Here is a 22,753-nt window from a genome sequence, read left to right on the forward strand (position 1 = left end):
GTGGACAGCCGCCACATAACGATCCCGACCCGTCCCACCCGTCGCCTTGCCGCTGCCGCAGTCGGCATCGCCGCGCTCGTCACAGCCGCCGCCTGCGCCCCGTCCAGCGGAACCGAACAGCCCGGCGCGCTCCCATCCGCCTCCGTCGACGCCTCCTTCGACCTCGACGCCCTCGTCGCGGCGGCGAAGAAGGAGGGCAGCGTCCTCGTCTACGACTCGACCGGCGACATCAAGAAGGTCGCCGAGGCATTCACCGCCAAGTACGGCATCAAGGCCGAGGGGGTGAAGTCCGACACCCAGAAGACCGCCGAGAAGCTCGTCCGGGAGAAGGAGGCCGGCAACGTCGCCGTCGACCTCACCCTCTTCTCCGACGGCCCGTTGCTGGCCGGCGAGCTGCTGCCCCGCCAGGTCGTCTACACGTGGTTGCCGCCGGACCTGATCAAGGACATCCCGGAGACCAACCGCAACCCACTGCTGGTGCTGTCGAAGGCCAACGTCTGGGTGTACAACCCGAAGATCTACCCGAACGGCTGCCCGGTGAAGAACGCCTGGGAACTCACCGAGGACAGCTGGCGCGGCAAGGTGCTGCTCCAGGATCCGCTGGGCAAGGCGACCATCGTGCAGTGGCTCAGCCAGACCGCCGGCCACGGCGCCGCACCGCTCGCCGACGCCTACCAGCGGCATACCGGCAAAGCCCTGCAGACGACCGAGAAGAACGCCGGCTGGGAGTGGGTCAAGAAGCTGGCGAAGAACAAGCCGATCATCAACAGCGAGGACGAGAACATCGCCGCCGCCGTCGCCGCGCCGCAGCAGACCGAGGGCCGCATCGGCCTGGTGTCGATCGCGAAGTTCCGCGACGTCGAGGGCAAGGGCTACCACATGGCCGTCTGCGAGGGCCTGAGCCCCTGGGTCGGGTTCTCCTACTCCAAGTACGTCGCGATCGCCACCGGGACGAAGCACCCCAACGCCGCCAAGCTGTTCGTCCACTTCGTCATGACGCAGGAAGGCATCAAGCACGAGATGGAGGAAGGCGGCGTCTCGGGCAGCACCGCCGTGCCGCCCAGCGACGGCAACCCGAAGGGCCTCACCGACTGGGGTACGCAGTTGTTCGCCATGGACCCCAAGGGCCTGCTCGACGACTACCAGAACACCCAACCCGTCCAGGACTTCTGGCGCGTGCAGCACAACTGATCCGGCGGGTGCCCACCGAGTCGTCACGATCGGTGGGCACCATGGCTCTGCTTGAAGGGACAAGACACTCAAGATGGCAGTCATCGACCGTCCGGCACCGCCGGCGCCGCCGCCGTCCACGCAGACGCCGGCCAGCCGTTGGGGCCGGATACGGTACCGGGCACGAGTCCTGCTCGCCGAACCGACCACCCTCATCGGCATTGCCCTCGTGCTCATCTTCGGTTACCTGGTCATCGCGCCCCTGGTGGCGATCGTGTCGGATGCGGCACGCGTGCAGTTCGGCGACGACAGCCGGGCCGGGGCGCCGGCCGGATCGCTCACGGGCTACTACCTGTGGCGGGTGTTCCGGTCACCGATCAGCGCAAGCCTGTTCTGGGAGCCGCTGTCACACACCGTGGTCGTCGGGCTCGGCGTGGTCGTATTCGCCGTGGTGCTCGGCGGTTCGATGGCGTGGCTGGTGACCCGAACCAACGTGCCCGGCCGCAAGTTCCTCGCCGGCGCCCTCGTCGTGCCGTACATGCTGCCGTCCTGGACGTTCGCCCTGGCCTGGCTGACCCTGTTCAAGAACGGCCGGTCCGGCGGGACGCCGGGCTTCCTGGAGACCTGGGGTGTCCAGACCCCCGACTGGCTCGCGTACGGCGCCGTGCCGATCATCGTCACCCTCGGCCTGCACTACTACCCGTTCGTGTTCCTGCTGTTCGGCAACGCGCTGCGGCGCATCGACTCGCAGTTGGAGGAGTCCGCGCGGGTGCTCGGCGCCAACAGGAGCCAGGGGATGCGGCACGTGGTCCTGCCGCTGCTGCTGCCCTCGCTCTCCTCCGCCGTGCTCCTCGTCCTCGGCCGGGTGCTGGGCACCTTCGGCACCCCCTACATCCTCGGCCTGCCGACCGACTACGCGATGTTGTCCACCAGCCTGTACCGCAGCATCCACACCCGGGCTCCCGGCGTGGCCGCCGTCATCGCCGCCGTCATCGTCCTGCTCGGGGTGCTCGTCGTGCTCATCGACATGCGCCTGGTTCGTGAACAACGCCGGTTCGTCACCATCGGCGGCAAGGGCAGCATGGACCGGGCCACCGACCTGCGCCGCTGGCGGTGGCCCGCCTACGGCCTCGCCATGGCCGTCTTCGTCACCAGCGTCGTCGTGCCGCTCGCGACCCTCGCGTTGTCCACGGTGACCTACGCGCCAGGCGTGTTCCGGGCCGACAACTTCACGCTGAAGTTCTGGACCGCCGAGTCGATCCCGGAGGCGGTCGGTTTCCCGCACGGCCTGCTGCGCAGCGATGACCTCTACGAGGCGATGTGGAACAGCCTGCGCATCGTCGGCATGGCGGCCCTGGTCTGCGGCCTCGTCGGGCTGATGGTCGGGTACGTGGTGGCTCGCTCGCCCAGCCGCCGGCTGTCGGGCACCCTGCGGCAGGTCTCGTTCCTGCCCTACCTGGTGCCGGGCATCGCCTTCGCCGCCGCCTACCTGACGCTGTTCGCCGTCCCGCGCGGCCCGATCCCGGCGCTCTACGGCACGACCCTCCTGCTCGTCGTGGTGATGGCGATCACCCACCTGCCGTACTCGTCGCGGTCCGGCATCTCCGCCATGATGCAACTGGGCCGCGAACCGGAGGAGGCCGCCCAGGTGGCCGGCGCCGGCTGGCTCACCCGGCTGCGCCGGATCGTGCTGCCCATCCAGAAGGGCGCGCTGACCACCGGCGTGTTACTGCCGTTCATCTCCGGGCTCAAAGAGCTGTCGATCGTCATCATGCTCACGACCGCGAGCACGCCCCTGTTGACCACCCTGTCGATCAACCTGGTCGACTTCGGATATCGGCAGCAGGCCAACGCGGCGGTACTCATCATCGCCGCGCTCTCGTTCACCGTCACCTACCTGGCCCAGCGGGCCACCAGAAGCAACCTCGCCACGGGCCTGGGAGGCTGAACATGCCGAACATCGAACTCATCGGCGTCGACAAGAGCTACGTCGCCGGCCAATACGCGGTGCGTGACCTGCACCTGACCATCCCCGACGGCGGCTTCATGTGCCTGCTCGGCCCGTCCGGCTGTGGCAAGACCACGACCCTGCGGATGATCGCCGGCCTCGAGCAGCCCACCAGGGGCGACATCCGGGTCGGCTCCCGGCTGCTGGACTCCGTGGGGCAGGGCCTCTTCGTGCCACCCGAGAAGCGGGGCATGGGGCTGGTGTTCCAGAGCTACGCGCTGTGGCCGCACATGACGGTCACCCGCAACGTCGAGTTCGGGCTGATGATGCGGAAGACACCCACGGCGCAACGCGCACAGCGCGCCGCCGAGGCCATGGAGATGCTGCACATCGCCGAGTACGCTGCCCGCTACCCCTCGCAGCTGTCCGGCGGCCAGCAGCAGCGGGTCGCACTGGCCCGGATGCTCGCGGTCGACCCGGAGGTCATGCTGCTCGACGAGCCGCTGTCGAACCTCGACGCGAGGCTTCGCCTCGAGATGCGCGCCGAGATCAAGAGAATCCACCAGCGCTCGCACGCCACCGTCGTACTGGTCACCCACGACCAGCTGGAGGCGATGACGATGGCCACCCACGTCACGGTCATGAACGAGGGAGTCGTCGAGCAGACCGGCACCCCGATGGAGGTCTACGAACGGCCGGCAAGCGTGTTCGTGGCCCAGTTCGTCGGTAGCCCACCGATGAACACCATGCCGTTCGGGTCGGCCGACGTGGCCGGTCCCGGCGCCACCGTGGCGGACTACGTGGCCACCCGGGTCGGCCGCCCGCCCACCGACGGAACGGGCGGTGTCCGGCCCGAGGCACTCAACATCGCGTACGCCGACGCCGATGTTCCCGACGGCGTCTGGCGGGCCCCGGCCGTGGTCGAGACGGTCCTGCCCACCGGCTCGGCCTGGACCGTGCAGGTGCGGTGCCACGGCGAAACGCTGTACGTCCAGTCCTACCGGAAGATCGAGACGACGCCGGGCGCCGAGGTGACCCTCTGGGCCGCCGCGGCCGACCTGCACGTGTTCGATGCCGACGGCCGCCGGATGACCGGCTGGGACCAGTTCCTGCGCGAACAGCGGACCGGACAGCGTCCCGCCGCCGGACCGGCCGTCGCCTCCGGGTCCGGCCGGTGATCGCCGCACGGCTGCCGCGGCCTCGCGCGCTGCTGCTGGACTTCGGTGGCGTCGTCGTGCAGACCGCACGCCGGGACACCTGGGTCACCGACCTCGCCGCCGAGGTCGTCGCGATGCTCGGCGCGGCCGGCTGCACCGAGCTGACCATCGACGACGTGGTCCGCGACGTGCGGGCCGCCGCCGCCGCCGACTCCGCCTGGAAGAACGCGATGTCGCGACTGTCCGCGCCGGCCGAGCTGACCTGGCGGGTGTTCTGGTCGGAGTTCGTCGCCGCCGACTGGCCCGATCAGGCGCGCGCGTTGGTGACCAGCCAGGCATGGTTCCTGTGCCGACGCCAGGGTGAGCTGCGCTCGACGCGGGTCGCCCGCAACGGCATCGAGGATCTGCTCCGCGGCGCGCGGGAACGGGACATCCCGGTGGCGATCGTCAGCAACGCGATGTCGGGCATCGTGCACCGGGACTGGCTCGCCCAGGCCGGCCTCGACAAGGACCTGGCGCTGCAGCTGTACAGCGACGAGCTCGGCATCCGCAAACCCAATCCGGAAATGATCCGCCTGGCGTGCCGCGCGCTCGCGGTCGCGCCCAGTGACGCGTGGTACGTCGGCGACAACTTCGACCGCGATGTCGTCTGCGGCCGGCGGGCCGGGGTCGGAGTGACCGTCCTGATGACTGCCCGCTCCACCCACGACCTGCCGTTCGTCGTCGCCCAGACGCCCGACGCGGTCGTCGACGACCCAGCCGAACTGCTGCGGCTGCTCACCCTCACCGACGAGAGGCCCGCATGACCACGATCGACGTGACCCGCTCCGCCCAACTGGCGGAGGTGGCCGCCGAAGCCGCCACCGCAGTCGGTGACATGCTCCGCGGGGCGTTCCGCTCCCGGCCCGAGGTCGACTACAAGCGCGATCGGCACGACCCCGTGACCGTGCACGACAAGGCTGCCGAGGCGCGGATCCGCGAAATCGTGCTCTCCGCCGAGCCGGACAGCCGCATCGTCGGCGAGGAAGGCGGCGCGGTCGGCGAGGGCCACGTCGAATGGCACGTCGACCCGATCGACGGCACGGCGAACTTCGCCCACGGGCTCCCCTTCTTCTGCACCTCGATCGGCGCTGTGGTCGACGGGCGGGTCGTCGCCGGAGCGATCTACGACCCGCTACGCGACGACCTGTACACCGCCACGCTCGCCGGGGCCTGGCACAACGGACGGGCGCTGGCCAGCGTCGGCGCCGCCAGCGAGCAGCAGGCGCTGCTGCTGACCAGCTACCCGAGCGCGCGCGAGATCAGAGCCGCTCCCGACCGGGCGGTGCGACGGCAGACCGACCTCATCATCGAGTACCAGACGCTGCGTCGCATCGGCAGCGCCGCGCTGAGCCTGGCGCATGTCGCGACCGGCTGGGCGGATGCGGCACTCGGTATCGGTGTCAGCAGCTGGGATGTCGCGGCCGGCTCGCTGCTGGTGACCGCCGCCGGCGGCCACTACCTCGGCCTGCGCCCGAACGGTGTCGAGACGGACCAGGCGGCATGGCGCGAGCGCGGCTACTTCGCCACCGTCGGCACGCTCGACCCGGTCGGGTCGACCGCGATCGAGGCGTTCGCCGACACCCACCGTCCGGTGCCGCTGACGTGACCAGCTCCGACACCCGCCTGAGCCCGGGTACCGCCCTGCGGTACCGCTGGATCGTCACCGACCTCGACGGCACACTGGTCGACCGCGACCTCGCGATGGTCCCGCGTAGCCGCGCAGCCCTACAGGCATTCCGCAGTGCCGGCGGCCAGGTCGTCATCGCCACCGGCCGCAGCGCCGCCTCGGGTCGGCGCTACTACGACGAGCTCGGTCTCACCGGACCGGCGATCCTGCTCAACGGCGCGCTCATCGCCAACCTGCACACCGGTGACGTGCTGCACGAGAGCCGTTTCGACGAGACGGCGTGGACGGCGGTCCGCGCGTTGGTCGAGACGCTTCCGCCCGACGTCGCCGCCGTCGCGTTCGTCGGTGAACGGGCCCTCGCCACGTACCAGCCGGCCTGGGTCGACACCTATGCCGCCCGCGACCGCGTCACCGTCGAACACATCGAGAACTGGCACGACATCGACGGCATCAGCAAGGTCATGTTGCTGTGCGCCGACACCGACGCCGCGCACCGCACCGCCGCGGTCGCCCACAGCGTCGCCGAGGTGACCGTCGTGATGTCCGAGGCCACCTACGTGGAACTGCTCCCCGCGGGCGTCGACAAGGGCGTCGCGCTGCGCTGGCTCGCCGACCACGAGCAGGTGGCCCTGGCCGAGGTCGCGGCCGTCGGTGACAACCCCAACGACGTGCCCCTGCTGCGGGCCAGCGGGTTCGGCGTGGCGGTCGGCGACGGACACCCGGAGGTCCTGGCCGCGGCCTCCGCGGTGGCGGGCACCTGCCTCGAGGGCGCCGTCGCCGACGTCGTCGCCATCGCCCTCGGCCCCGCCCCGACCGCCGAATGAGGCTCACCGTGATCGGCTGTTCGGGCTCCGCACCCGGCCCGGACGCGGCGTGCTCCTGCTACCTGGTCGAGCAGGACGGATGGCGGCTCCTGCTCGACCTGGGCACCGGAGCGGTGGGGCCGCTGCAGCGGTACGCCCCCGTCACCGCGCTCGACGCCGTCTTCGTCACCCACGCGCACGGAGACCACTGCGACGACCTCACCGCACTGGCCTACCTGCGATCCGCCGCAGGCGACGCCGGGTCGCTGCCGGTGTACGGGCCGGCCGCCGTCGAGAGCCGGTTGGCGCAGCGGCTTCCCGCCCATCGGAAGCTCACCTTCGGGCCCGCCCCCGACCGCATCGGCCCGTACCGGGTGCGTACCGCTGTCGGTCGGCACCAGGTGGAGAACTGGGCTGTCCGCCTCGACGACCAACTGTGTTACACCGGCGACAGCGCGCCCTGCGATGCCCTCGACGACCTGGCCCACGGATGCGCCGTCGTGCTGGCCGAGGCGTCGGGCTTCGACGACGAGCCCGTACCGAACCATCTGACTGCCGGCGACGCCGGCAGGCTCGCCCACCGGGCGGGAGCCCAGCTTCTCGTTCTTACCCACGTCCGGCCCTGGCATCGGGATCGGGTCGGCGACCTGCTGGCCGAGGCCGCCCGGCACAGCTCCTGCCCCGTCCTCCTCGCCACTGCCGGCCTCACCCTGAACCTCTGACGGATCCGTCCGGGTGATGTCGCCGGCCCGGGCCCCGGTCAGCCTCCGTTAGGAAAGGAACACCATGCGCAGCATCGAGCACTGGATCGACGGCAAGCCGACACGACCCCTGTCGGGCCGCACCGCCTCCGTCTGGAATCCCGCCACCGGCCAGCCGCAGGCCACGGTGCCGCTGGCCAGCTCCGCAGAGGTCGACACGGCTGTCGCCGCCGCGGCGCAGGCTTGGCTCTCGTGGCGTGAGACCTCGCTGACCGCCCGGACGAAGGTGCTCTTCGCCTTCCGCGACCTGGTCGAGAGGCACACCGACGACCTGGCCCGCATGATCACCGCCGAGCACGGCAAGGTCCTCGACGACGCCCGGGGAGAGGTGACCCGTGGCCGGGAGGTCATCGACTTCGCCTGCGGCATCCCGCAGCTACTCAAGGGCAGCTACTCCGACCAGGTGTCCAACGGCGTCGACTCGTACACGTTCCGGCAGTCACTCGGCGTGTGCGTCGGTATCACGCCCTTCAACTTCCCCATCATGGTCCCCCTGTGGATGCACCCGATCGCCATCGCCTGTGGCAACTCCTTCGTCCTCAAGCCCAGCGAGCGTGACCCCTCCCCGTCGAACCTGATCGCCGAGCTGTACGCCGAGGCCGGGCTGCCGGCCGGCGTGTTCAACGTGGTCCACGGGGACAAGGAGGCCGTCGACCGGCTGCTCGACCATCCCGACACCGCCGCGGTGTCCTTCGTCGGTTCCACGCCGGTCGCCCGCTACGTCCACCAGCGGGCCAGCGCCTCGGGCAAGCGGGTCCAGGCACTCGGTGGCGCCAAGAACCACGCCGTCGTGCTTCCCGACGCCGATCTCGCCGACGCCGCCAGGCAGATCACCGCCGCGGCGTACGGCTCGGCCGGGCAACGGTGCATGGCGATCTCCGCCGTGGTCGCGGTCGGCTCCGCCGCCGATGAGCTCGTGTCCCTGCTCACCGAGCAGGCCCGCCGGGTACGCGTCGGCCCTGGGGACGCGGAGAGCAGCGAGATGGGACCGGTCATCACCGCCGAGGCCCGCGACAGGATCACCGGGTACGTCACCCGGGCCGCCGAGGCAGGCGTCCCCCTGGTCGTCGACGGGCGTGAGGCGCCCGTCCGCGACGGTTTCTTCGTCGGCCCGACCCTGTTCGACACGGTCAGCACCGACGCCGAGGTGTACCGCGACGAGGTGTTCGGACCCGTGCTGGTCGTCGTACGCGCCGACAGCTTCGACGAGGCCGTGCGCATCGTCAACGCGAGCGAGTACGGCAACGGCGTCGCGCTGTTCACCGGAAGTGGGGCGGCGGCACGCCGGTTCGCCCGTGCGGTGACCGTCGGCATGGTGGGCGTCAACGTGCCCGTTCCGGTGCCGATGGCCTACCACTCGTTCGGCGGCTGGAAGAACTCCCTGTTCGGTGACACGCACGTGCACGGCCCCGAGGGCGTCAACTTCTACACCCGGGGGAAGGTCGTCACGACCCGGTGGCCCAGCGGGTCCCCCTCGGCGGTCAGCCTGAGCTTCCCCACCACAAGCTGACTGCTTCCGACCGCGGACGACGGGTCCGCTGCTGACGTGGACGGGCCCGGGTCTGCGCTATCGGGGTGAACGGGACAACAGCAGGGACGCGGCGTCGTCGTCTCCGGCATGGATCATCGCCGCGGCGCGGCCCGGCGTGCAGCCGTACTCCCGGACGAAGGCGGAGATGAAGGCGGACGGGCTGGCGTACCCGATGCGACGGGCGACCTCGCCGACCGGTCGGGTACGCAGCAGCGTCAGCGACACGCGCAGCCGCAGGCTGGTCCGCCACTGCGAGTACGACATGCCGAACTCGCGGGCGAAGTCGCGTTGCAGCGTCTTGACGCTGACGTGCAGCCGCTCGGCCCACTCGTCGAGGCGGGTGGGGTCGCCGGGGTCGTTCGCCAGCGCCGTGGCGACCGTCGCCGCGACGCCCGAGCCACCGGCCTGCCCGTCGTCGGCCGGGTGGGAACGGGGGTCGAGCCCGGCCATGATCCGTCTGCGGGCCTCGGGTGCGCCGCGCTCGTCGTACTCCCGGTCGGCGATCGCCAGGACGAGTTCCGCCGCTTCGACGTCGATGCGGGCGGCGCCGGCCCGGAGGCCGTCGAGGGCGGCGGGCACCTCGCGCAGGCAGATCCGGTAGACGGTCTGCCGGTCCGCCGCGTGCACCTCGTGGGTCACCGCCCGTTGGACCCAGAAGGCCTCGCCCGGGCCGATGAAGGTGACGCCCCGGTCGTGTCGGGCGGAGAGCATGCCGTCCGGCGACCAGTAGAGCTGGTGCAGGAAGTCCTGTCGGTTCTCGCCGAACGCCAGGCGGGCCGCCGAGCGGTATCTCAGGACGAGGATCCCGTCGGGCGGGCCAAGGCCGTAGCCGAACTCCTCGCAGCTGACGGGATCCGCCGCGAGCGGGGCCGCGACAGTCACGCTCTGACCTCTCCTCGACATGGGTTGACCTCTCGTCGACATCCCGAAAGCGACAGTAAGGGTAGCCTAAGCTTTGCAGCCCAGCGGGGTTGCCACCCCTGTAGTCCCTCGAAGGAACAGTAGATGTCCGTACGACAGCACTGGCGTCCGGCCGTCGCCGCAGCCCTGGTACTCGCCGTGGTGACCGGTTGCGGATCCGGCTCCGAGCCCGCCCCCAAGTCCGACGGCGGCTCCGGAACCCGCGTCTTCTCCGCCGACAACGGCGAGATCAAGATCCCCACCGCCCCCGAGCGCGTGGTCGCCACCGGCTATGCGGTGCCGGCCCTCATCGAGGCGGACGCCGCCCTGGTGGGAGTCTCGACCTGGAAGCGCGGCCTGGCGATGATGACCGAGCAGGACCGCGCCACCTACGACAAGCTGCCCAAGGTCGCGGGAGAGTCGGCCGCCGAGACCAACTACGAGGCCATCGCCGCCGCCAAGCCGGACCTCATCGTGATCGGTGTGCCGAAGCCGGTCCTCGCCGACGTCGACCTGAAGCGCCTCGAGAGCATCGCGCCCGTCGTGGCGATCGGCCCGACGGTTCCGGATGCCTGGCGCGAGCTGTCCCGCCGCCAGGCCGACGCCGCCGGACGCACCGAGCACTTCGAGGCGGCCAGGGACGCGTACGAGAAGAAGGCCGCAGAGCTGAAGGCCAAGTACGGCACCGCGCTCGGCAGCCTGAAGTTCGGGCACCTGGGCGCCTACGGGGACATCTCCAAGGGCACGTTCCACCGGGAGTTCGCCAAGTCGTGGGGCACCAACATCGCGCAGGACATCGGCGTGACCTACTACGGCGAGGTCAAGAAGAAGGGCGGCGGCGGACTCGACGTGACCGAGTATCCCTCGCTCGAGGAACTGCCGGAGAGCCTCGGCGAGGCCGACGCCATCACGTACACGCTCCAGCCCGACGGCACGCCGGCCGAGGCGGTGAAGCAGGTGATCGACTCCGCGTTGTGGAAGAACCTGCCGGCGGTCAAGGCCGGTCGGGTCTTCCCGCTGCAGTACACGGAGGCGGCGACGTACGAGTCGGCCCTGAAGACCCTCGACTCGATCGACAAGGCGTTCACGCCACTGCTCAACCGATGACCGTCGACCGCCGCGACCCGGCTGCCCGGGTCGCGGCCCACCACCACACGGGCAGCGGCACCACGCGGATCGGGTATCCGATCGGGGTACGTAACGTCCGGGTCCTCACCCGGCAGCAGTTGACCCCCCGGATGCTGCGACTGACCCTCGGCGGCCCGGCCCTCGCCGGTTTCCACACCTACCAGGCGGACGACCACGTCAAGATCGTCTTCCCCGACCCGGACGGCACCCGTCGCGACCCCGTCCCGAACGCGGACGGGATGCTCGACTGGCCGCGCCCGCTGCCCACCACCCGCAAGTACACGGTGCGACGGTACGACGCTGCCGCCGGTGAGATCGACCTGGACTTCGTGCTGCACGACGGCGGCGTCGCCTCGACGTGGGCGGCCTCGGCGGCGGTGGGCGAAGAGGTCACGATCGCCGGCCCACCCGGAGCGAAGGCGTTCCCGCACCACTACGACCACTACGTCTTCGCGGTCGACACCACCGCCCTGCCGGCCGTCGGCCGGTGGCTGGAGCACTCCCCCGCCGACGTGTCGGCCCACGTCGTGGTCGAGATCGACGACGTTGCGGAACGGGGCTACCCGCTGGCGCCTCGCGACGGGGTGGCGGTGACCTGGCTCGCCCGCGAGGGTGCCCGCTCGGCGCTGGCGGAGACGGTGCAGTCGCTGCGCCTCCCGGCCGGGCGAAGTTTCCTCTTCGCGGCCGGCGAGGCGACCGACGTCAAGCCGCTGCGCGCCTGGAGCCGGGAGCACATCGACTCCCTGATCACCGGATACTGGAAACGCGGAGTTGCCGGGCTTGAAGACTGATCCGTCCCACCGCACGGCCCTCCTGCTCGTGTCCGTCGCGCTGCTCGTCGTCGCGGCGGGCGCGAGCATGGCCGTGGGTGCCCGCCCCGTCGCGGTGGGCGAGGTCTGGCGGGCCCTCACCGACTTCGCCGGCACCGCCGACCACCTCGTCGTACGCGACATCCGGCTGCCCCGCACGATCCTCGGCGTCTGCGTCGGCGCCGCCCTCGGCGCGGCCGGCGTGCTGATCCAGACGCTGACCCGCAACCCGCTGGCCGAGCCGGGCATCCTCGGCGTGACCGCCGGGGCCGGCTTCGCGATCAACCTTGGTGTCCTGGCGGGCGTGGCCGGGTCACAGGCCGGACAGCTCGTGCTCGCGGTCGCCGGCTCCGCCCTCGCCGCAGTCGTGGTCTACGCCGTCGGACGGACCTCGCCGCTGCGGTTGGTCCTCGCCGGCGTCGCCCTGAGCTGGGTCCTGATGGGCGTGTCGCTCGGCCTGCGGCTGAGCTTCCCCGACGTCTTCGACCGGTACCGGTTCTGGTCGGTCGGGGCGCTGGCCGGCACCGAGCAGACGCCGTTGGTCGTGCCCGTGCTGGTGACCGTGGCCGCCCTGGTCGCCGCGATGGCCGCGACCGGGCCGCTGAACGCCCTGGCCCTCGGCGAGCACGTCGCCCACTCGCTCGGCGCCCACGTGACGCGGATCCGGGTCACCGTCCTGGTGCTCGTCACCCTGCTCACCGGTGTCGCCACCGCCGTCGCGGGGCCGATCGCGTTCATCGGCCTCATGGTTCCGCACCTGGCCCGGCGGCTGGCCGTCGACTCGGTTCCGTGGATCATGGCGTACTCGATGCTGCTCGGTCCGGTCCTGCTGCTCCTCGCCGACATCGGCTCGCGGGTCCTGCTGCCCACCGGCGAGGTCCCGGTCGCGATCGTCACGGCGTTCCTGGGTGGCCCGGTGCTGATCTGGGCCGTCCGTCGCTACAGTGCGGGGGCGCTGTGAACACGGTGACGCTGCGGGCGGGGCCGGTCGTGGTCCGGGCCGAACGGCGTACGGTCGCCGTGTCGTCGGGGCTCGTCGCGGTCGCGGCGGTCCTCGCCCTGGTGGCCCTCTGCTACGGGCAGGCCTGGGCCAGCCCGGCGGAGGTGTTCACCGCCCTGACCTCCGGCGGCGGCGAGTCGAGTTTCGTGATCAGGGAGTGGCGGTTGCCGCGGGTGACCGCGGCGCTGGTCTTCGGCGCCTCCCTGGGTCTCGCCGGAGCGATCTTCCAGAACCTGACCCGCAACGCGCTGGGCAGCCCCGACGTCATCGGACTCGACGCGGGCGCCTACACCGGCGCCCTGGTGGCGATCACGATGCTGAACGGCACCGCCGGGCAGCTCGCGGTGGGCTCGGTGACGGGTGGGCTGCTGGCCGCGGCGGTGATCTACCTGCTGTCGCTGGACTCCGGGCTCAGCGGCCTCCGGCTGATCGTCATCGGAATCGCCGTCAACGCGATGCTGACCGCCCTGAACTCCTGGATCGTGCTGCGGGCCGAGATCGATGTGGCGCTCGCCGCGACCGGCTGGAACGCCGGCTCGCTCAACGGCATCGACTGGGCGGAGGTGCGGCTGCCGTTCGCCATCGTCGCCCTGCTCGTGCTGCTGCTCGTCGTGCTCTCGAACGCCATGCACCAGGCGGCACTGGGCGACGAGATCGCCCGCACCACCGGCGTGCGCCTGGGCCGGCTCCGGCTGCTGATGGTCCTTGCCGGCGTGGGCTGCACCGCCACCGTGACCGCGGTCGCCGGGCCGGTCGTGTTCATCGCCCTCGCCGCGCCCCAGATCGGCCGGCGGCTCGCCCGGGCCGCCGGCGTGCCCCTGGTCCCGGCGGCGCTGACCGGCGCGGTGCTGCTCCTGGCCGCCGACCTCGTCGCCCAACTGCTGTTGGCGCCGGTCGCGCTGCCGGTCGGCGTGGTCACGACGGCGATCGGCGGCTGCTATCTCATCTGGTTGCTCGGCATGGAGGTGAAACGGAGTGGGTAGCCGTCTGACCGCGGAGGACGTCACGCTCGGCTACGGCGAGCGGGTGGTGTCGACGCGGGTGAGCCTGGCCGTGCCGGACGGCGCGTTCACGGCCATCGTGGGGCCGAACGCGTGTGGGAAGTCGACGTTGCTCAAGGCGTTCGTCCGACTGCTCACACCGTCGTCGGGAACGATCCGCCTCGACGGCCGGGACGTCTCCGACCACCGCCCGAAGAGGTTCGCGCGACAGGTGGGGTTCCTGCCCCAGGGCCTGGTCGCCCCGGAGAACATCGTCGTCCGGCGGCTCGTGGCCCGGGGCCGTTACCCGCACCAGTCCCTGCTCGCCACCTGGTCGGCCGCGGACGAGGAGGCCGTCCGGTCGGCCATGGCGGTGGCCGGCGTCACGGCCCTGGCCGAACGACCCGTCGAGGAGCTGTCCGGAGGACAACGGCAACGGGTCTGGATCGCGATGGTGCTGGCGCAGGAGACGCCGTACCTGCTGCTCGACGAGCCCACCACGTTCCTCGACATCACCCACCAGTACGAGTTGCTGGCGCTCTTCGCGCGGCTGCGCGACGAGGGCAGGACGATCGTCGCGGTCCTACACGACATCAACCAGGCCTGCCGTTTCGCCGACCACATCGTGGCGATGAAGGACGGCCGGGTCGTCGCGCAGGGCGCACCGGCCGACGTGGTGGACGCGGCCCTCATGCAGGAGGTCTTCGGCCTGCCGAGCATCGTGATGGCGAACCCGGTGACCGGCACCCCGATGGTGGTGCCGACCGTCTGACGTCCTATCGCGCGCTGCGCAGCTTGAGAATGTACGTCGCGGTAAGCGCAACGGCGTGGTCTTCGTCATGTGACAGATCCGCGAGGGCACGTGACGCCGTGATCCCCGGGATGTCCGCGAGCGCCTGTGTCAGCCGTCGACGTGCGGACGATCCGACGGTGCCGTGGGCGAGGCAGTCAACGAGCCTGGTAGCGATCTGAGCCGCCAACGCGGGATCACTCGCCAGCGCGCTCAGCGCATCGGCTGCGTCGACGTCATTCGCCTCCTCGACGACCATCTCGATGAGCGTGGGTACAGTTTCGGCTACTCCGCGTGTCCCGAGCGCCAGGGCCGCACACCTGCGGACCACGATGTCGGGATCCGTGAGGGCGTCCTGCAGCAGTGCGGTCGCGTCACCGTTCGGGATCTCGGCGATGGACTGGACGGCACGTTTCCGCACCTCCGCTACCGGCGAGCCGAGGCCCTCCGTCAGCAGCGCCAATCCGCCGTCGCCCGATTGCGCCAGAGCCCATCGAAGGGCTCCGGCGACGTTCGGGTCCGTCTCGCTCAGCGCTGCCTCCACCAGGGCTTCCACTGGCACCGGGACCTCTACGGCCGAGGACAGGGCCGCGCGCTGGCGCTTTCCAGCGCTCTCCGACCCCAATGCCTGGAGGAGTGCGACGATCTGGAGGACGTCCTCCCAGTCTGCGGGTTGCGCGGCACCGGTCCGCCGGAGTCGCGTAAGCAGCTCCGTCTCCCCCGCGATGCGTTCCCGCGTCCGACGGATGAGGTCGTCGACGAGCTCCGAGGGCGTGAAGCCGGGATCATCCAGCGCGCGCCCGACCTCACGCAGCGACAGCCCCAATGACCGCAGGCTCTCGATATGGAAGATCCGCCGGATGTCCTCGCTGGAGTACTCCCGATAGCCGGCCTCGGTACGACCCGTTGGCCGCGCCAGGCCGAGCGAGTCGTAGTGCCTGAGCATGCGGGCGCTGACCCCGGACCGTCGTGCCACCTCACCGATCAACACTGCCTGTCACCCCTCCTGGCTGGTCCCGCCGAGGGCTACGATGCGCTTCGCCTCCTCGATCGCGAACTCGAATCCGGCATCCGGGTTGCGCAACAGCCGTTCGGTGGCGATCGCGTGCTGACGCACGCGAGGATCGAGATCCGCCGTCGCGGCGCGTACGGTCGGCATGATCACCTCACCGAGCGCGATCAGCGCCCGGCTGAGGCTCAACTGCATCTCACGCTCGCCGCGCCCGAGCTGTGTCGCCAACACTCCGGCCAACTCGGGTTCTTCAGCTTCGGGGACGAGTACGACCGCTGCTCGCCAGGCGCTCCGCGCCACCTCGTCGTCGGCGTCGGTCAGAAGCGCCCGGGTGATCGCCGGCCACGCATGCCGGTCCCCGATCTTGGACAGCGTGTGCAACGCCTGGCTCCGTGCCTGCGCGCGCTCCGATCGGAGCTCACCGATGAGCTTCGGGACCGTCAGCAACGACGAGTGGCGGGTGAGTGCCCACGTGAGCATTTCGCGCACGGAAAAATCGGGCTCGGTCGCGCATCGTTCGATGAGCTTGTCGACGAACCGCGGGTCAGGGGTCGTGCCGACCGCCAGCGCTGCCCGCAGCCGCACCGACGAGTTGCTGTTCGCCAGCCCCTGGAGGGCCCGCACCGTGTTCGTGTCCTCTTTCGGCATGGTCATCGGGACCACCTCCTTGGGCACAGTGAAGACCTTGTCACTGTGTCAAGGTCAAGCGGCCATGCCGTGAGATGGCCAGGCACCCTCAGCCCACCGCCCGAGGCCAACCTCGCTGGCGTCACACCGTGGTCGAGGCGCGGGAGGGGTCAGTTCTCCCCCCGCGCCGACGCCTGGACGTACTCCTCGCTCTCGCGTCCTTGCGGGACCACGAGACCGGGCGTGCTCCAGGAACGCCACAGCCGGCTGTACCCGCCCCCCGCCTCCAGCAACTGGCCGTGCGTGCCCTGCTCGGTGATGCGACCGTGCTCCATGACAACGATGCGGTCCGCGGTGGCCGCCTGGCTGAGCCGGTGGGCGACGATCAGCGTGGTGCGGCCCTCGGTGGCAGCCGTGGCGGCGCGGTCGAGGTCACGCGCGCCCGCGCTGCCAGCCTCCGCGGTGGCCTCGTCGAGGACCGCGACGGCGGGGTCGGCGAGGACGAGACGGGCCAGGGCAAGCTGCTGGGCCTGGGCGGCGGTGAGCTGCCGTCCGCCCTCCCCCACGCTCGTGGCGAGGCCGTCGGGCAGGGTACGGAGAAGGGCGGTGGCGCCGACGAGGTCGAGGGCTGCGGCTATCTCGGCGTCGGTGGCGTCCGGGTCGGCAAGGCGCAGGTCGTCGCCGAGCGTCCCGGCGAAGACGTGCACCTCCTGGCTGATCAGGGCGATCTCGCGACGGACGCGGCGCTCCCCCAGTTGCGCCAGCGGCACGCCGCGCAGGCGCACCGAGCCGCGGCTGGGCGCGATGATTCCGGCGGCGATGCCGGCAAGCGTGCTCTTGCCTGCGCCGCTCGCCCCGACGAGAGCGACGCGTTCCCCGGGTGCGAGACGAAGGGCGATGTCCCGCAGCACCACTGGTCCGTCGTCGTAGCAGTGCCGGGCGACGACCAGCTCCAGCGCCGCAGGCTCGGGCTCGCCCGGCCCGGCCGTCGCGGACCGTCCCCGACGAGCGGGCCCAGCGCCGTCGGGGGCAGCGGAAGCGTCGGGGGAAGCGGGGCCGGGCAGTGAGGTGACGCCGACGAGCCGGGCGAGGCTCGCCCCGGCCTGCAGCACGGAGTCCGACTGGAGCAGCAACAGGCCGATGGGGTTGAAGAGGCGGTGGAAGTAGAGGGCGGCGGTGGTGGCTGCTCCCACGGTGACCAGATCGTCGCGGACCAGCAGGAAACCGGCGAGCAGCACGGCGGCGAGCCCCACGAACTCCGACCGGTTCATCCGCAGCCCAAGACGCGTGTGGTAGTTGAAGATCTCCAACGACAGGTCGCGGGCCACGGCAGAGCGCTCGGCGATCCGGGCGACGTGGGCGTCCTCCATCCGGTAGGCGCGCACGGTCGCCGACCCACGAAGCGCCCCGGCCATCACCTGTGCCCGCTCGCCGGTCGCCACCCGCTCGCGCGCGTAGTACGAAACCGAGCGCTTCAGGTACCAGCGCAGCGCCAACGCGTAGGCGGGGGCCGCGGCCAGCCCGGCGAGGCCGAGCCGCCAGTCGAGGGCGAAGAGCCCCGCCGAGGTCAGCACGATGGACAGCAGCGCACCGAGGAAGGCGGGTCCGCTGGTGCTGATCACATTCGTCGCCACGGCCACGTCGTCGCCGGCGCGGGCCACCAGGTCCCCGGTCCCGGCTCGCTCCAGCGTGGCTGACGGCAGGTGCAGGGCGCGGTCGAGGACCCGCTCCCGCAGCCGCGCCAGCACGGTCTCGCCGAGGCGTGCCGCGACCGCGGCGCCGGCCGCGGTGAGGAGCCCGGCGAGCAACGCCGCGCCCGCGATCACACCCGCCCAGGCCACGATCCGTGGCGTGTCGGCCCCGTCGATGACGTCGTCGACGAGGCGACCGAGCACCCAGGGGGCGAGGAGCCCGGTCGCGGCTGCGGCGACCAGCAACGTGGCGGCGGCGACGCTGAGCCCGGGCAGCCGGGCGAACTCCGTTCGGAGGGCGGCCCAGGTCTGCCGGGCGGTGGCCGTCGGCAGCAGTTGCCTGGATTCAACGCCGATCGTGGTCGACTCGTCGGTGGTCACCGCAGGACCTCCTCCCGGTAGCGGGCGTCGCTGGCGAGCAGTTGGTCGTGAGGGCCCTCGGCGATGACCCGCCCACGGTCGATCACGGCCACCCGGTGCGTGATCCGCAGCAGAGCCGGACTGTTGGTGATCAGCACGGTGCCGCGGGCCTCCGCCCCGCGAGCCGAGGCCAACCCCTCGGCGACCATCAGCTCGGTCACCGCGTCGACCGCCGTGGTGGGGTTGTGCAGCACCAGTACCGGCGGGTCGGCGGCGAGCGCCCTGGCCAGCCCGATCCGCTGCCGCTGCCCGCCGGACAGGTTCGCCCCCCGCTCGGTGAGCAGGCGGTCGACCCCGTGCGGATGCGCGGCGAGCACGTCCTCGGCCGCCGCAGCCCGCACCGCGGCGCGCAGGACCGTCTCGTCGATGCTGGCGTCCGCGGCGAGATTGGCGCGCAGCGTCCCCTCGAACAACGCCACGTCGTGCTGCTCGACCAGGACTGTGCTGCGCAGGGCATCGATGTGCAGCTCCTCGGCGGGCACGCCGTCGACGTACAGCGTTCCCCGGTAGTCCTCCCGGGGTACCCGGCCGGACAGCAGCGCGACCAGCGCCTCGGCCTCGCTCGGATCGTAGGCGAGCACGCCCAGGACCTCACCGGCGTCGACCCGCAGGCACACTCCGTCGAGTCCGGCGTACCCGACCGTGTCGAGGGCGAGGCGTGACGGGTCCGGGGCCGGCTGCCCGGCGGTTCCCGGCCGGGTGAGCGGCGGGGCACCGAGGACCCGGGCAACCCGCCCCGCGGAGGCGCGGGCCATGGCGAACACCTGTACGCCGTACCCGAGTGTCTGCACGGGCTCGGCGATGAACTGGGCCAGCCCGACGACGGCGACGAGCTCGCCGATGGTGAGCCGGCCCTGCAGCGCGAGCCAACCGGCGACGCCGGCGACCGCCGCGAGGAAGAGACCGTTGACCGTGGTGGTGAGCCCGAGGTGCAGGCCCTTGGTGGTGGCGGCACGCAGGGTGACCGTGAGGGCGTGGCTGCTGGCGACCGCGTACCGGCGCGCGGCGTGTTCCTGGGCGCCGATGCCGCGCAGCACGCGGAGGCCGGAGACGAGGTCCACGGCGAGCGCGGTGGTGGCGGCGAGGGCCTCCTGCTGAGACGCGCTGCGCCGGGTGAGCAGCGGCGCCATCCGTTGCAGGGCGAGGACCAGCAGCGGCACCCCGACGAGCACCCCGAGCCCGAGCGGAACGTCGACGACGAGCAACGCGACGGCCGCGACCACGAGCGCGGTGAGCGCGGCGGCGCAGAACCCCGCGACCCGTACGACGTGGGCGGACAGCTCGGCGTCGGAGGCGGTGACGGCCAGCAGCTCGCCGTCGCGCAGACCCGAGCGGCGTCCGCGCGGGTCGAGGGCGCTCCCGGCAATCTCGACCCGCAGGAGGTGTGCCTCCTGCTCCACGGCGGCGAATGCCTGACGGGCGCCGGTTCGATAGGCGAAGGCGAGAACGGTGAAGAGGACGGCAAGACCGGCGAGCGAGAGCAGCAGCGCACGCACGTCCCCGGTGGCGACCGCACGGTCGATGATCACACCGATGGCGACCGGAACGAGGGCCTCGGTGGCCTGATGGACGCAGAGCAGCGCGATGCCGGCCACCACGCGACCGCGCTGGCGGCGCAGGGCGCGGCGCAGCACCACCCGACCGCTGATCCCATCGCCGGTCATGAGCGTCAGGCCCCTGCGAGAACGAAGGAAAATGTGTACACGAGCTGCGCCCTCCCAGCGATCAAGGAACAGGTTAGCCTGCCCTAATGCCCGGCGACGCCGGGGCCTTGGCGCTGCCCGGCACGGCCTGCGGTGCCGAGCCGCTGGAGCACGCGGTGGTGCGGGACGGCATGCTGCACCCTGCCTCGCACACCGGTGGTGGTCACGGCCATGAACAACGAGTTGAGCAGTGCCTCCTCGACCGAGTCCATGACGGCGGCGAAGAGGGGATCGATCATCGCGTCGGGTAGCGGCTGCTGCGGTTGCGGTGCCGTGGTGAAGGCGATCGCGTAGTCGCCGCTGCCGTTGGTGTACGCCGCACCCACCCGGGACATGGCGAACACGGCCCGGCGGGCGAGCCGGCCGAGCTGACGGGCGTCCACCGGCGCGTCGGTGGCCACGATGATCATGCACGAGTTGCCGGGCGGCTCCGCCCGGTCGTGCTGCGACACCAGCTCGGCAGCGGGCATCGGGACTCCCAGCACGGTGAGGATGCCGCTGAAGTTCGACTGGACGAGGGCGCCGACGGTATGGACGGCGCCGTCGACGCTGACCCGGCGCGACGAGGTGCCGATGCCGGCCTTGAAACCCAGGGCTGTCGTGCCGGTGCCCGCGCCGACGCAGCCCTCCGCCGGCAGACCGGCCGAGGCGTGCTCGACGGCATCGAGCACGTGCTGCTCGGTCACCGGGCGACGGCGGATGTCGGACAGGTGGGCATCGTTGGTCTCCCCGACCAGCGGATTGAACGACACTCCGGCCGGCTGCCGGCCCATCAGGTAGGTGAGCAGGGCGTCCGCGGCGCGGAAGACCGACAGGGTCGCGGTCAGCACGATCGGTGATTCCAGGACACCGAGTTCGTCCACCTGCGTCGAGCCGACGAGTTTCCCGTACCCGTTGCCGACGTACACCGCGGCCGGAAGCGCCGGGTGCCCGGCGCTGAGCCGGCGCGGCACGACGGCGGTGACGCCGGTGTGCAGGTCGGCGCCGTCGTCGACAGTGACGTGACCGACCAGGACGTCGGCCACGTCGGTGATGGCGTTGAGCGGGCCGGTCGGCAGGGTACCGACGGCGATGCCGAGGTCCCGTGCCCGGCGTGGTTTCTGGTCCACCGCACTCCTGTCGTCGTGGTCAGCCTGGCACGGTACCCACGATCGTCGGGTCGGTGCACCGGCCCGGCCCAGGTTCGCACCGGCACGACGCCGGGCGGCAGCCGGCAACCAGGAGGACGCGTCTATATTCACCCGCAGCGTTGTATCGATGTCGAGAAGATCGCGGAAAGGGCATAGCGTGACTGGAGAGACAGTGGGGAGGCGACTGCGAGCACTCGTGGTCGCCGCGGCCGTCCTGTGCGGACTTGCGCTCGTACCGGCCCAGCCGGCGTCCGCACAAGCCGGGGTGATGATCCAGCCGGTGGGCGGGCGGGTCACCGGAGTGCTCTCGAACAGGTGCGGAGGCATCGACAGCGATCACTACGGTACGGACATCGCGGGTAACAGCGGGATGGCGATCGGCGCCGCCTACACCGGCACTGTCGCCTTCGCCGGCTGGACCGCCGGCGGGGGAAACATGGTGACGATCTCCCACGCCAGCGGTTACCAGACCAGATACCTGCACATGGTGCAGCAGCCCGCCGTCGCCGTCGGGCAGCGGGTCGGGCAGGGGCAGGTGCTCGGGTACGTCGGCAGCACCGGCAACTCGACCGGCCCTCACCTGCACTTCGAAATCCGGCGCAACGGCGCGGTGTACAACATCACCCCGGCCTACTCCTGCGGCGGCACGGTCACCAAGGGCGCTGCCATCAACCTGGCGTTCGAGGACCTGACGCCGACCGATGAGGTCCCCGATCGGTTCGCGTTCGTGAACTCGGCCGGCGTGCTGCACGCCAAGGACGGCGCGTACTCGTCCTGGCAGGCCGTGAACTCCGGCGGCGCCACCAAGGTCGTGCTCAGCGGCAACTGGATCGGCTGGCTGCAGGGCGGCAACTTCTACGCCAAAGACGGCATCTACGCCCCCTGGCTCACCATCGCCGGAGGCGGACAGGTCAGCGACATCGCCATCAACGGCAACCGGTTCGCATTCGTCAACTCGGCCGGCGCCCTCTACGCCAAGGACGGCGCGTACTCCTCCTGGCAGGCCATCAACTCCGGCGGCGCCACCAAGGTCGCACTCAGCGGCAACTGGATCGGCTGGCAGCAAGCCGGCAACTTCTACGCCAAAGACGGCATCTACGCCCCCTGGCTCACCATCGCCGGAGGCGGACAGGTCAGCGACATCGCCATCAACGGCAACCGGTTCGCATTCGTCAACTCGGCCGGCGTCCTCTACGCCAAGGACGGCGCATACTCCTCCTGGCAGGCCATCAACTCCGGCGGCGCCACCAAGGTCGCACTCAGCGGCAACTGGATCGGCTGGCAACAGGCCGGCAACTTCTACGCCAAGAACGGCATCTACGCCGAATGGCTCACCATCGCCGCAGGCGGGCAGGTCAGCGACATCGCGGTCAGCGGTCAGGACTGGTTCGCGTTCGTCGGCGGCGGTAACTTCTTCGCCAAGCAGGGCGCCTACGCCTCGTGGTTGACCATGAGCGGCGGCGGGCAGGTCAGCAAGGTCGCCATCACCACCTGACGGCCACCCCACGCTCAGCGGGCGGTGCG

At 71.2% G+C, this 22,753-nt stretch carries 20 protein-coding genes; 14 read left to right on the plus strand and 6 right to left on the minus strand.

The genetic code is table 11. From position 1 onward, the window contains the following. From ACQPZO_RS18890 to ACQPZO_RS18925, 8 genes are all read left to right on the plus strand, one after another. Nucleotides 1-1,191, plus strand: a complete 1,191-nt coding sequence (locus ACQPZO_RS18890; protein WP_433342740.1) for an ABC transporter substrate-binding protein — start codon at nucleotides 1-3, stop codon at nucleotides 1,189-1,191. Between the two features lie 73 nt (nucleotides 1,192-1,264). Further along, nucleotides 1,265-3,118 (plus strand): ABC transporter permease, encoded by a 1,854-nt coding sequence (locus ACQPZO_RS18895; RefSeq protein WP_433342742.1) that lies wholly within the window; start codon nucleotides 1,265-1,267, stop codon nucleotides 3,116-3,118. A 2-nt stretch (nucleotides 3,119-3,120) separates the two neighbouring features. Beyond that, nucleotides 3,121-4,296 (plus strand): ABC transporter ATP-binding protein, encoded by a 1,176-nt coding sequence (locus ACQPZO_RS18900; protein ID WP_433342744.1) that lies wholly within the window; start codon nucleotides 3,121-3,123, stop codon nucleotides 4,294-4,296. Next, entirely contained in the window at nucleotides 4,293-5,081 is a 789-nt protein-coding gene (locus ACQPZO_RS18905) for an HAD family hydrolase (protein WP_433342745.1), read from the plus strand. Before ACQPZO_RS18900 ends, ACQPZO_RS18905 begins: the two co-directional genes overlap by 4 nt. Continuing rightward, nucleotides 5,078-5,923: an inositol monophosphatase family protein gene (locus ACQPZO_RS18910; protein ID WP_433342747.1), complete on the plus strand. Its 846-nt coding sequence runs from the start codon at nucleotides 5,078-5,080 to the stop codon at nucleotides 5,921-5,923. Before ACQPZO_RS18905 ends, ACQPZO_RS18910 begins: the two co-directional genes overlap by 4 nt. After that, nucleotides 5,920-6,768, plus strand: a complete 849-nt coding sequence (locus ACQPZO_RS18915) for a Cof-type HAD-IIB family hydrolase (RefSeq protein WP_433342749.1) — start codon at nucleotides 5,920-5,922, stop codon at nucleotides 6,766-6,768. The genes ACQPZO_RS18910 and ACQPZO_RS18915 overlap by 4 nt, the downstream gene beginning before the upstream one ends. An 8-nt stretch (nucleotides 6,769-6,776) precedes the next feature. Next, nucleotides 6,777-7,469 carry an MBL fold metallo-hydrolase gene (locus tag ACQPZO_RS18920; protein ID WP_433342751.1) on the plus strand — a complete coding sequence of 231 codons (693 nt, stop codon included), beginning with the start codon at nucleotides 6,777-6,779 and terminating at the stop codon, nucleotides 7,467-7,469. A gap of 64 nt (nucleotides 7,470-7,533) precedes the next feature. Next, nucleotides 7,534-9,018, plus strand: coding sequence for a CoA-acylating methylmalonate-semialdehyde dehydrogenase (locus tag ACQPZO_RS18925; RefSeq protein ID WP_433342753.1), 1,485 nt, complete (start codon nucleotides 7,534-7,536; stop codon nucleotides 9,016-9,018). A 57-nt stretch (nucleotides 9,019-9,075) separates the two neighbouring features. Here ACQPZO_RS18925 and ACQPZO_RS18930 read toward each other — a convergent pair whose 3' ends face one another. Further along, nucleotides 9,076-9,921 carry a helix-turn-helix transcriptional regulator gene (locus ACQPZO_RS18930; RefSeq protein ID WP_433342755.1) on the minus strand — a complete coding sequence of 282 codons (846 nt, stop codon included), beginning with the start codon at nucleotides 9,919-9,921 and terminating at the stop codon, nucleotides 9,076-9,078. A 123-nt stretch (nucleotides 9,922-10,044) separates the two neighbouring features. On the opposite strand from ACQPZO_RS18930, the gene ACQPZO_RS18935 reads away from it, so the two are divergent. Genes ACQPZO_RS18935 through ACQPZO_RS18955 form a run of 5 tightly spaced genes read left to right on the plus strand, consistent with a single transcriptional unit; the run spans nucleotide 10,045 to nucleotide 14,628 of the window. Next, nucleotides 10,045-11,046, plus strand: a complete 1,002-nt coding sequence (locus ACQPZO_RS18935; protein ID WP_433342756.1) for an ABC transporter substrate-binding protein — start codon at nucleotides 10,045-10,047, stop codon at nucleotides 11,044-11,046. Further along, nucleotides 11,043-11,858: a siderophore-interacting protein gene (locus tag ACQPZO_RS18940; protein ID WP_433342757.1), complete on the plus strand. Its 816-nt coding sequence runs from the start codon at nucleotides 11,043-11,045 to the stop codon at nucleotides 11,856-11,858. The genes ACQPZO_RS18935 and ACQPZO_RS18940 overlap by 4 nt, the downstream gene beginning before the upstream one ends. Then, nucleotides 11,848-12,837 (plus strand): FecCD family ABC transporter permease, encoded by a 990-nt coding sequence (locus ACQPZO_RS18945; RefSeq protein ID WP_433342759.1) that lies wholly within the window; start codon nucleotides 11,848-11,850, stop codon nucleotides 12,835-12,837. The genes ACQPZO_RS18940 and ACQPZO_RS18945 overlap by 11 nt, the downstream gene beginning before the upstream one ends. After that, complete coding sequence (locus ACQPZO_RS18950; RefSeq protein ID WP_433342761.1) at nucleotides 12,834-13,859, plus strand: FecCD family ABC transporter permease; 1,026 nt, start codon at nucleotides 12,834-12,836, stop codon at nucleotides 13,857-13,859. Before ACQPZO_RS18945 ends, ACQPZO_RS18950 begins: the two co-directional genes overlap by 4 nt. Continuing rightward, the gene (locus ACQPZO_RS18955) at nucleotides 13,852-14,628 is read left to right on the plus strand and encodes an ABC transporter ATP-binding protein (RefSeq protein WP_433342762.1); all 777 of its coding nucleotides are present in this window, start codon (nucleotides 13,852-13,854) and stop codon (nucleotides 14,626-14,628) included. Before ACQPZO_RS18950 ends, ACQPZO_RS18955 begins: the two co-directional genes overlap by 8 nt. Before the next feature lie 4 nt (nucleotides 14,629-14,632). Here the strand turns inward: ACQPZO_RS18955 and ACQPZO_RS18960 are convergent, their stop codons facing one another. From ACQPZO_RS18960 to ACQPZO_RS18980, 5 genes are all read right to left on the minus strand, one after another. Further along, on the minus strand, nucleotides 14,633-15,637 hold the full coding sequence (locus ACQPZO_RS18960; RefSeq protein WP_433342764.1) for a HEAT repeat domain-containing protein: 1,005 nt from the start codon (nucleotides 15,635-15,637) through the stop codon (nucleotides 14,633-14,635). Between the two features lie 6 nt (nucleotides 15,638-15,643). Continuing rightward, entirely contained in the window at nucleotides 15,644-16,306 is a 663-nt protein-coding gene (locus tag ACQPZO_RS18965) for a HEAT repeat domain-containing protein (protein WP_433351077.1), read from the minus strand. A 149-nt stretch (nucleotides 16,307-16,455) separates the two neighbouring features. Continuing rightward, nucleotides 16,456-18,357, minus strand: coding sequence for an ABC transporter ATP-binding protein (locus tag ACQPZO_RS18970; RefSeq protein WP_433342766.1), 1,902 nt, complete (start codon nucleotides 18,355-18,357; stop codon nucleotides 16,456-16,458). After that, nucleotides 18,354-20,060, minus strand: coding sequence for an ABC transporter transmembrane domain-containing protein (locus ACQPZO_RS18975; RefSeq protein WP_433342767.1), 1,707 nt, complete (start codon nucleotides 20,058-20,060; stop codon nucleotides 18,354-18,356). The genes ACQPZO_RS18970 and ACQPZO_RS18975 overlap by 4 nt, the downstream gene beginning before the upstream one ends. 83 nt (nucleotides 20,061-20,143) lie before the next feature. Continuing rightward, complete coding sequence (locus ACQPZO_RS18980) at nucleotides 20,144-21,208, minus strand: P1 family peptidase (protein ID WP_433342768.1); 1,065 nt, start codon at nucleotides 21,206-21,208, stop codon at nucleotides 20,144-20,146. Between the two features lie 289 nt (nucleotides 21,209-21,497). On the opposite strand from ACQPZO_RS18980, the gene ACQPZO_RS18985 reads away from it, so the two are divergent. Next, complete coding sequence (locus ACQPZO_RS18985) at nucleotides 21,498-22,724, plus strand: peptidoglycan DD-metalloendopeptidase family protein (protein WP_433342769.1); 1,227 nt, start codon at nucleotides 21,498-21,500, stop codon at nucleotides 22,722-22,724. The last annotated feature ends 29 nt before the right edge of the window (nucleotides 22,725-22,753 follow it).

Source organism: Micromonospora sp. CA-111912 (genome assembly GCF_050948415.1).
Lineage (GTDB): Bacteria > Actinomycetota > Actinomycetes > Mycobacteriales > Micromonosporaceae > Micromonospora.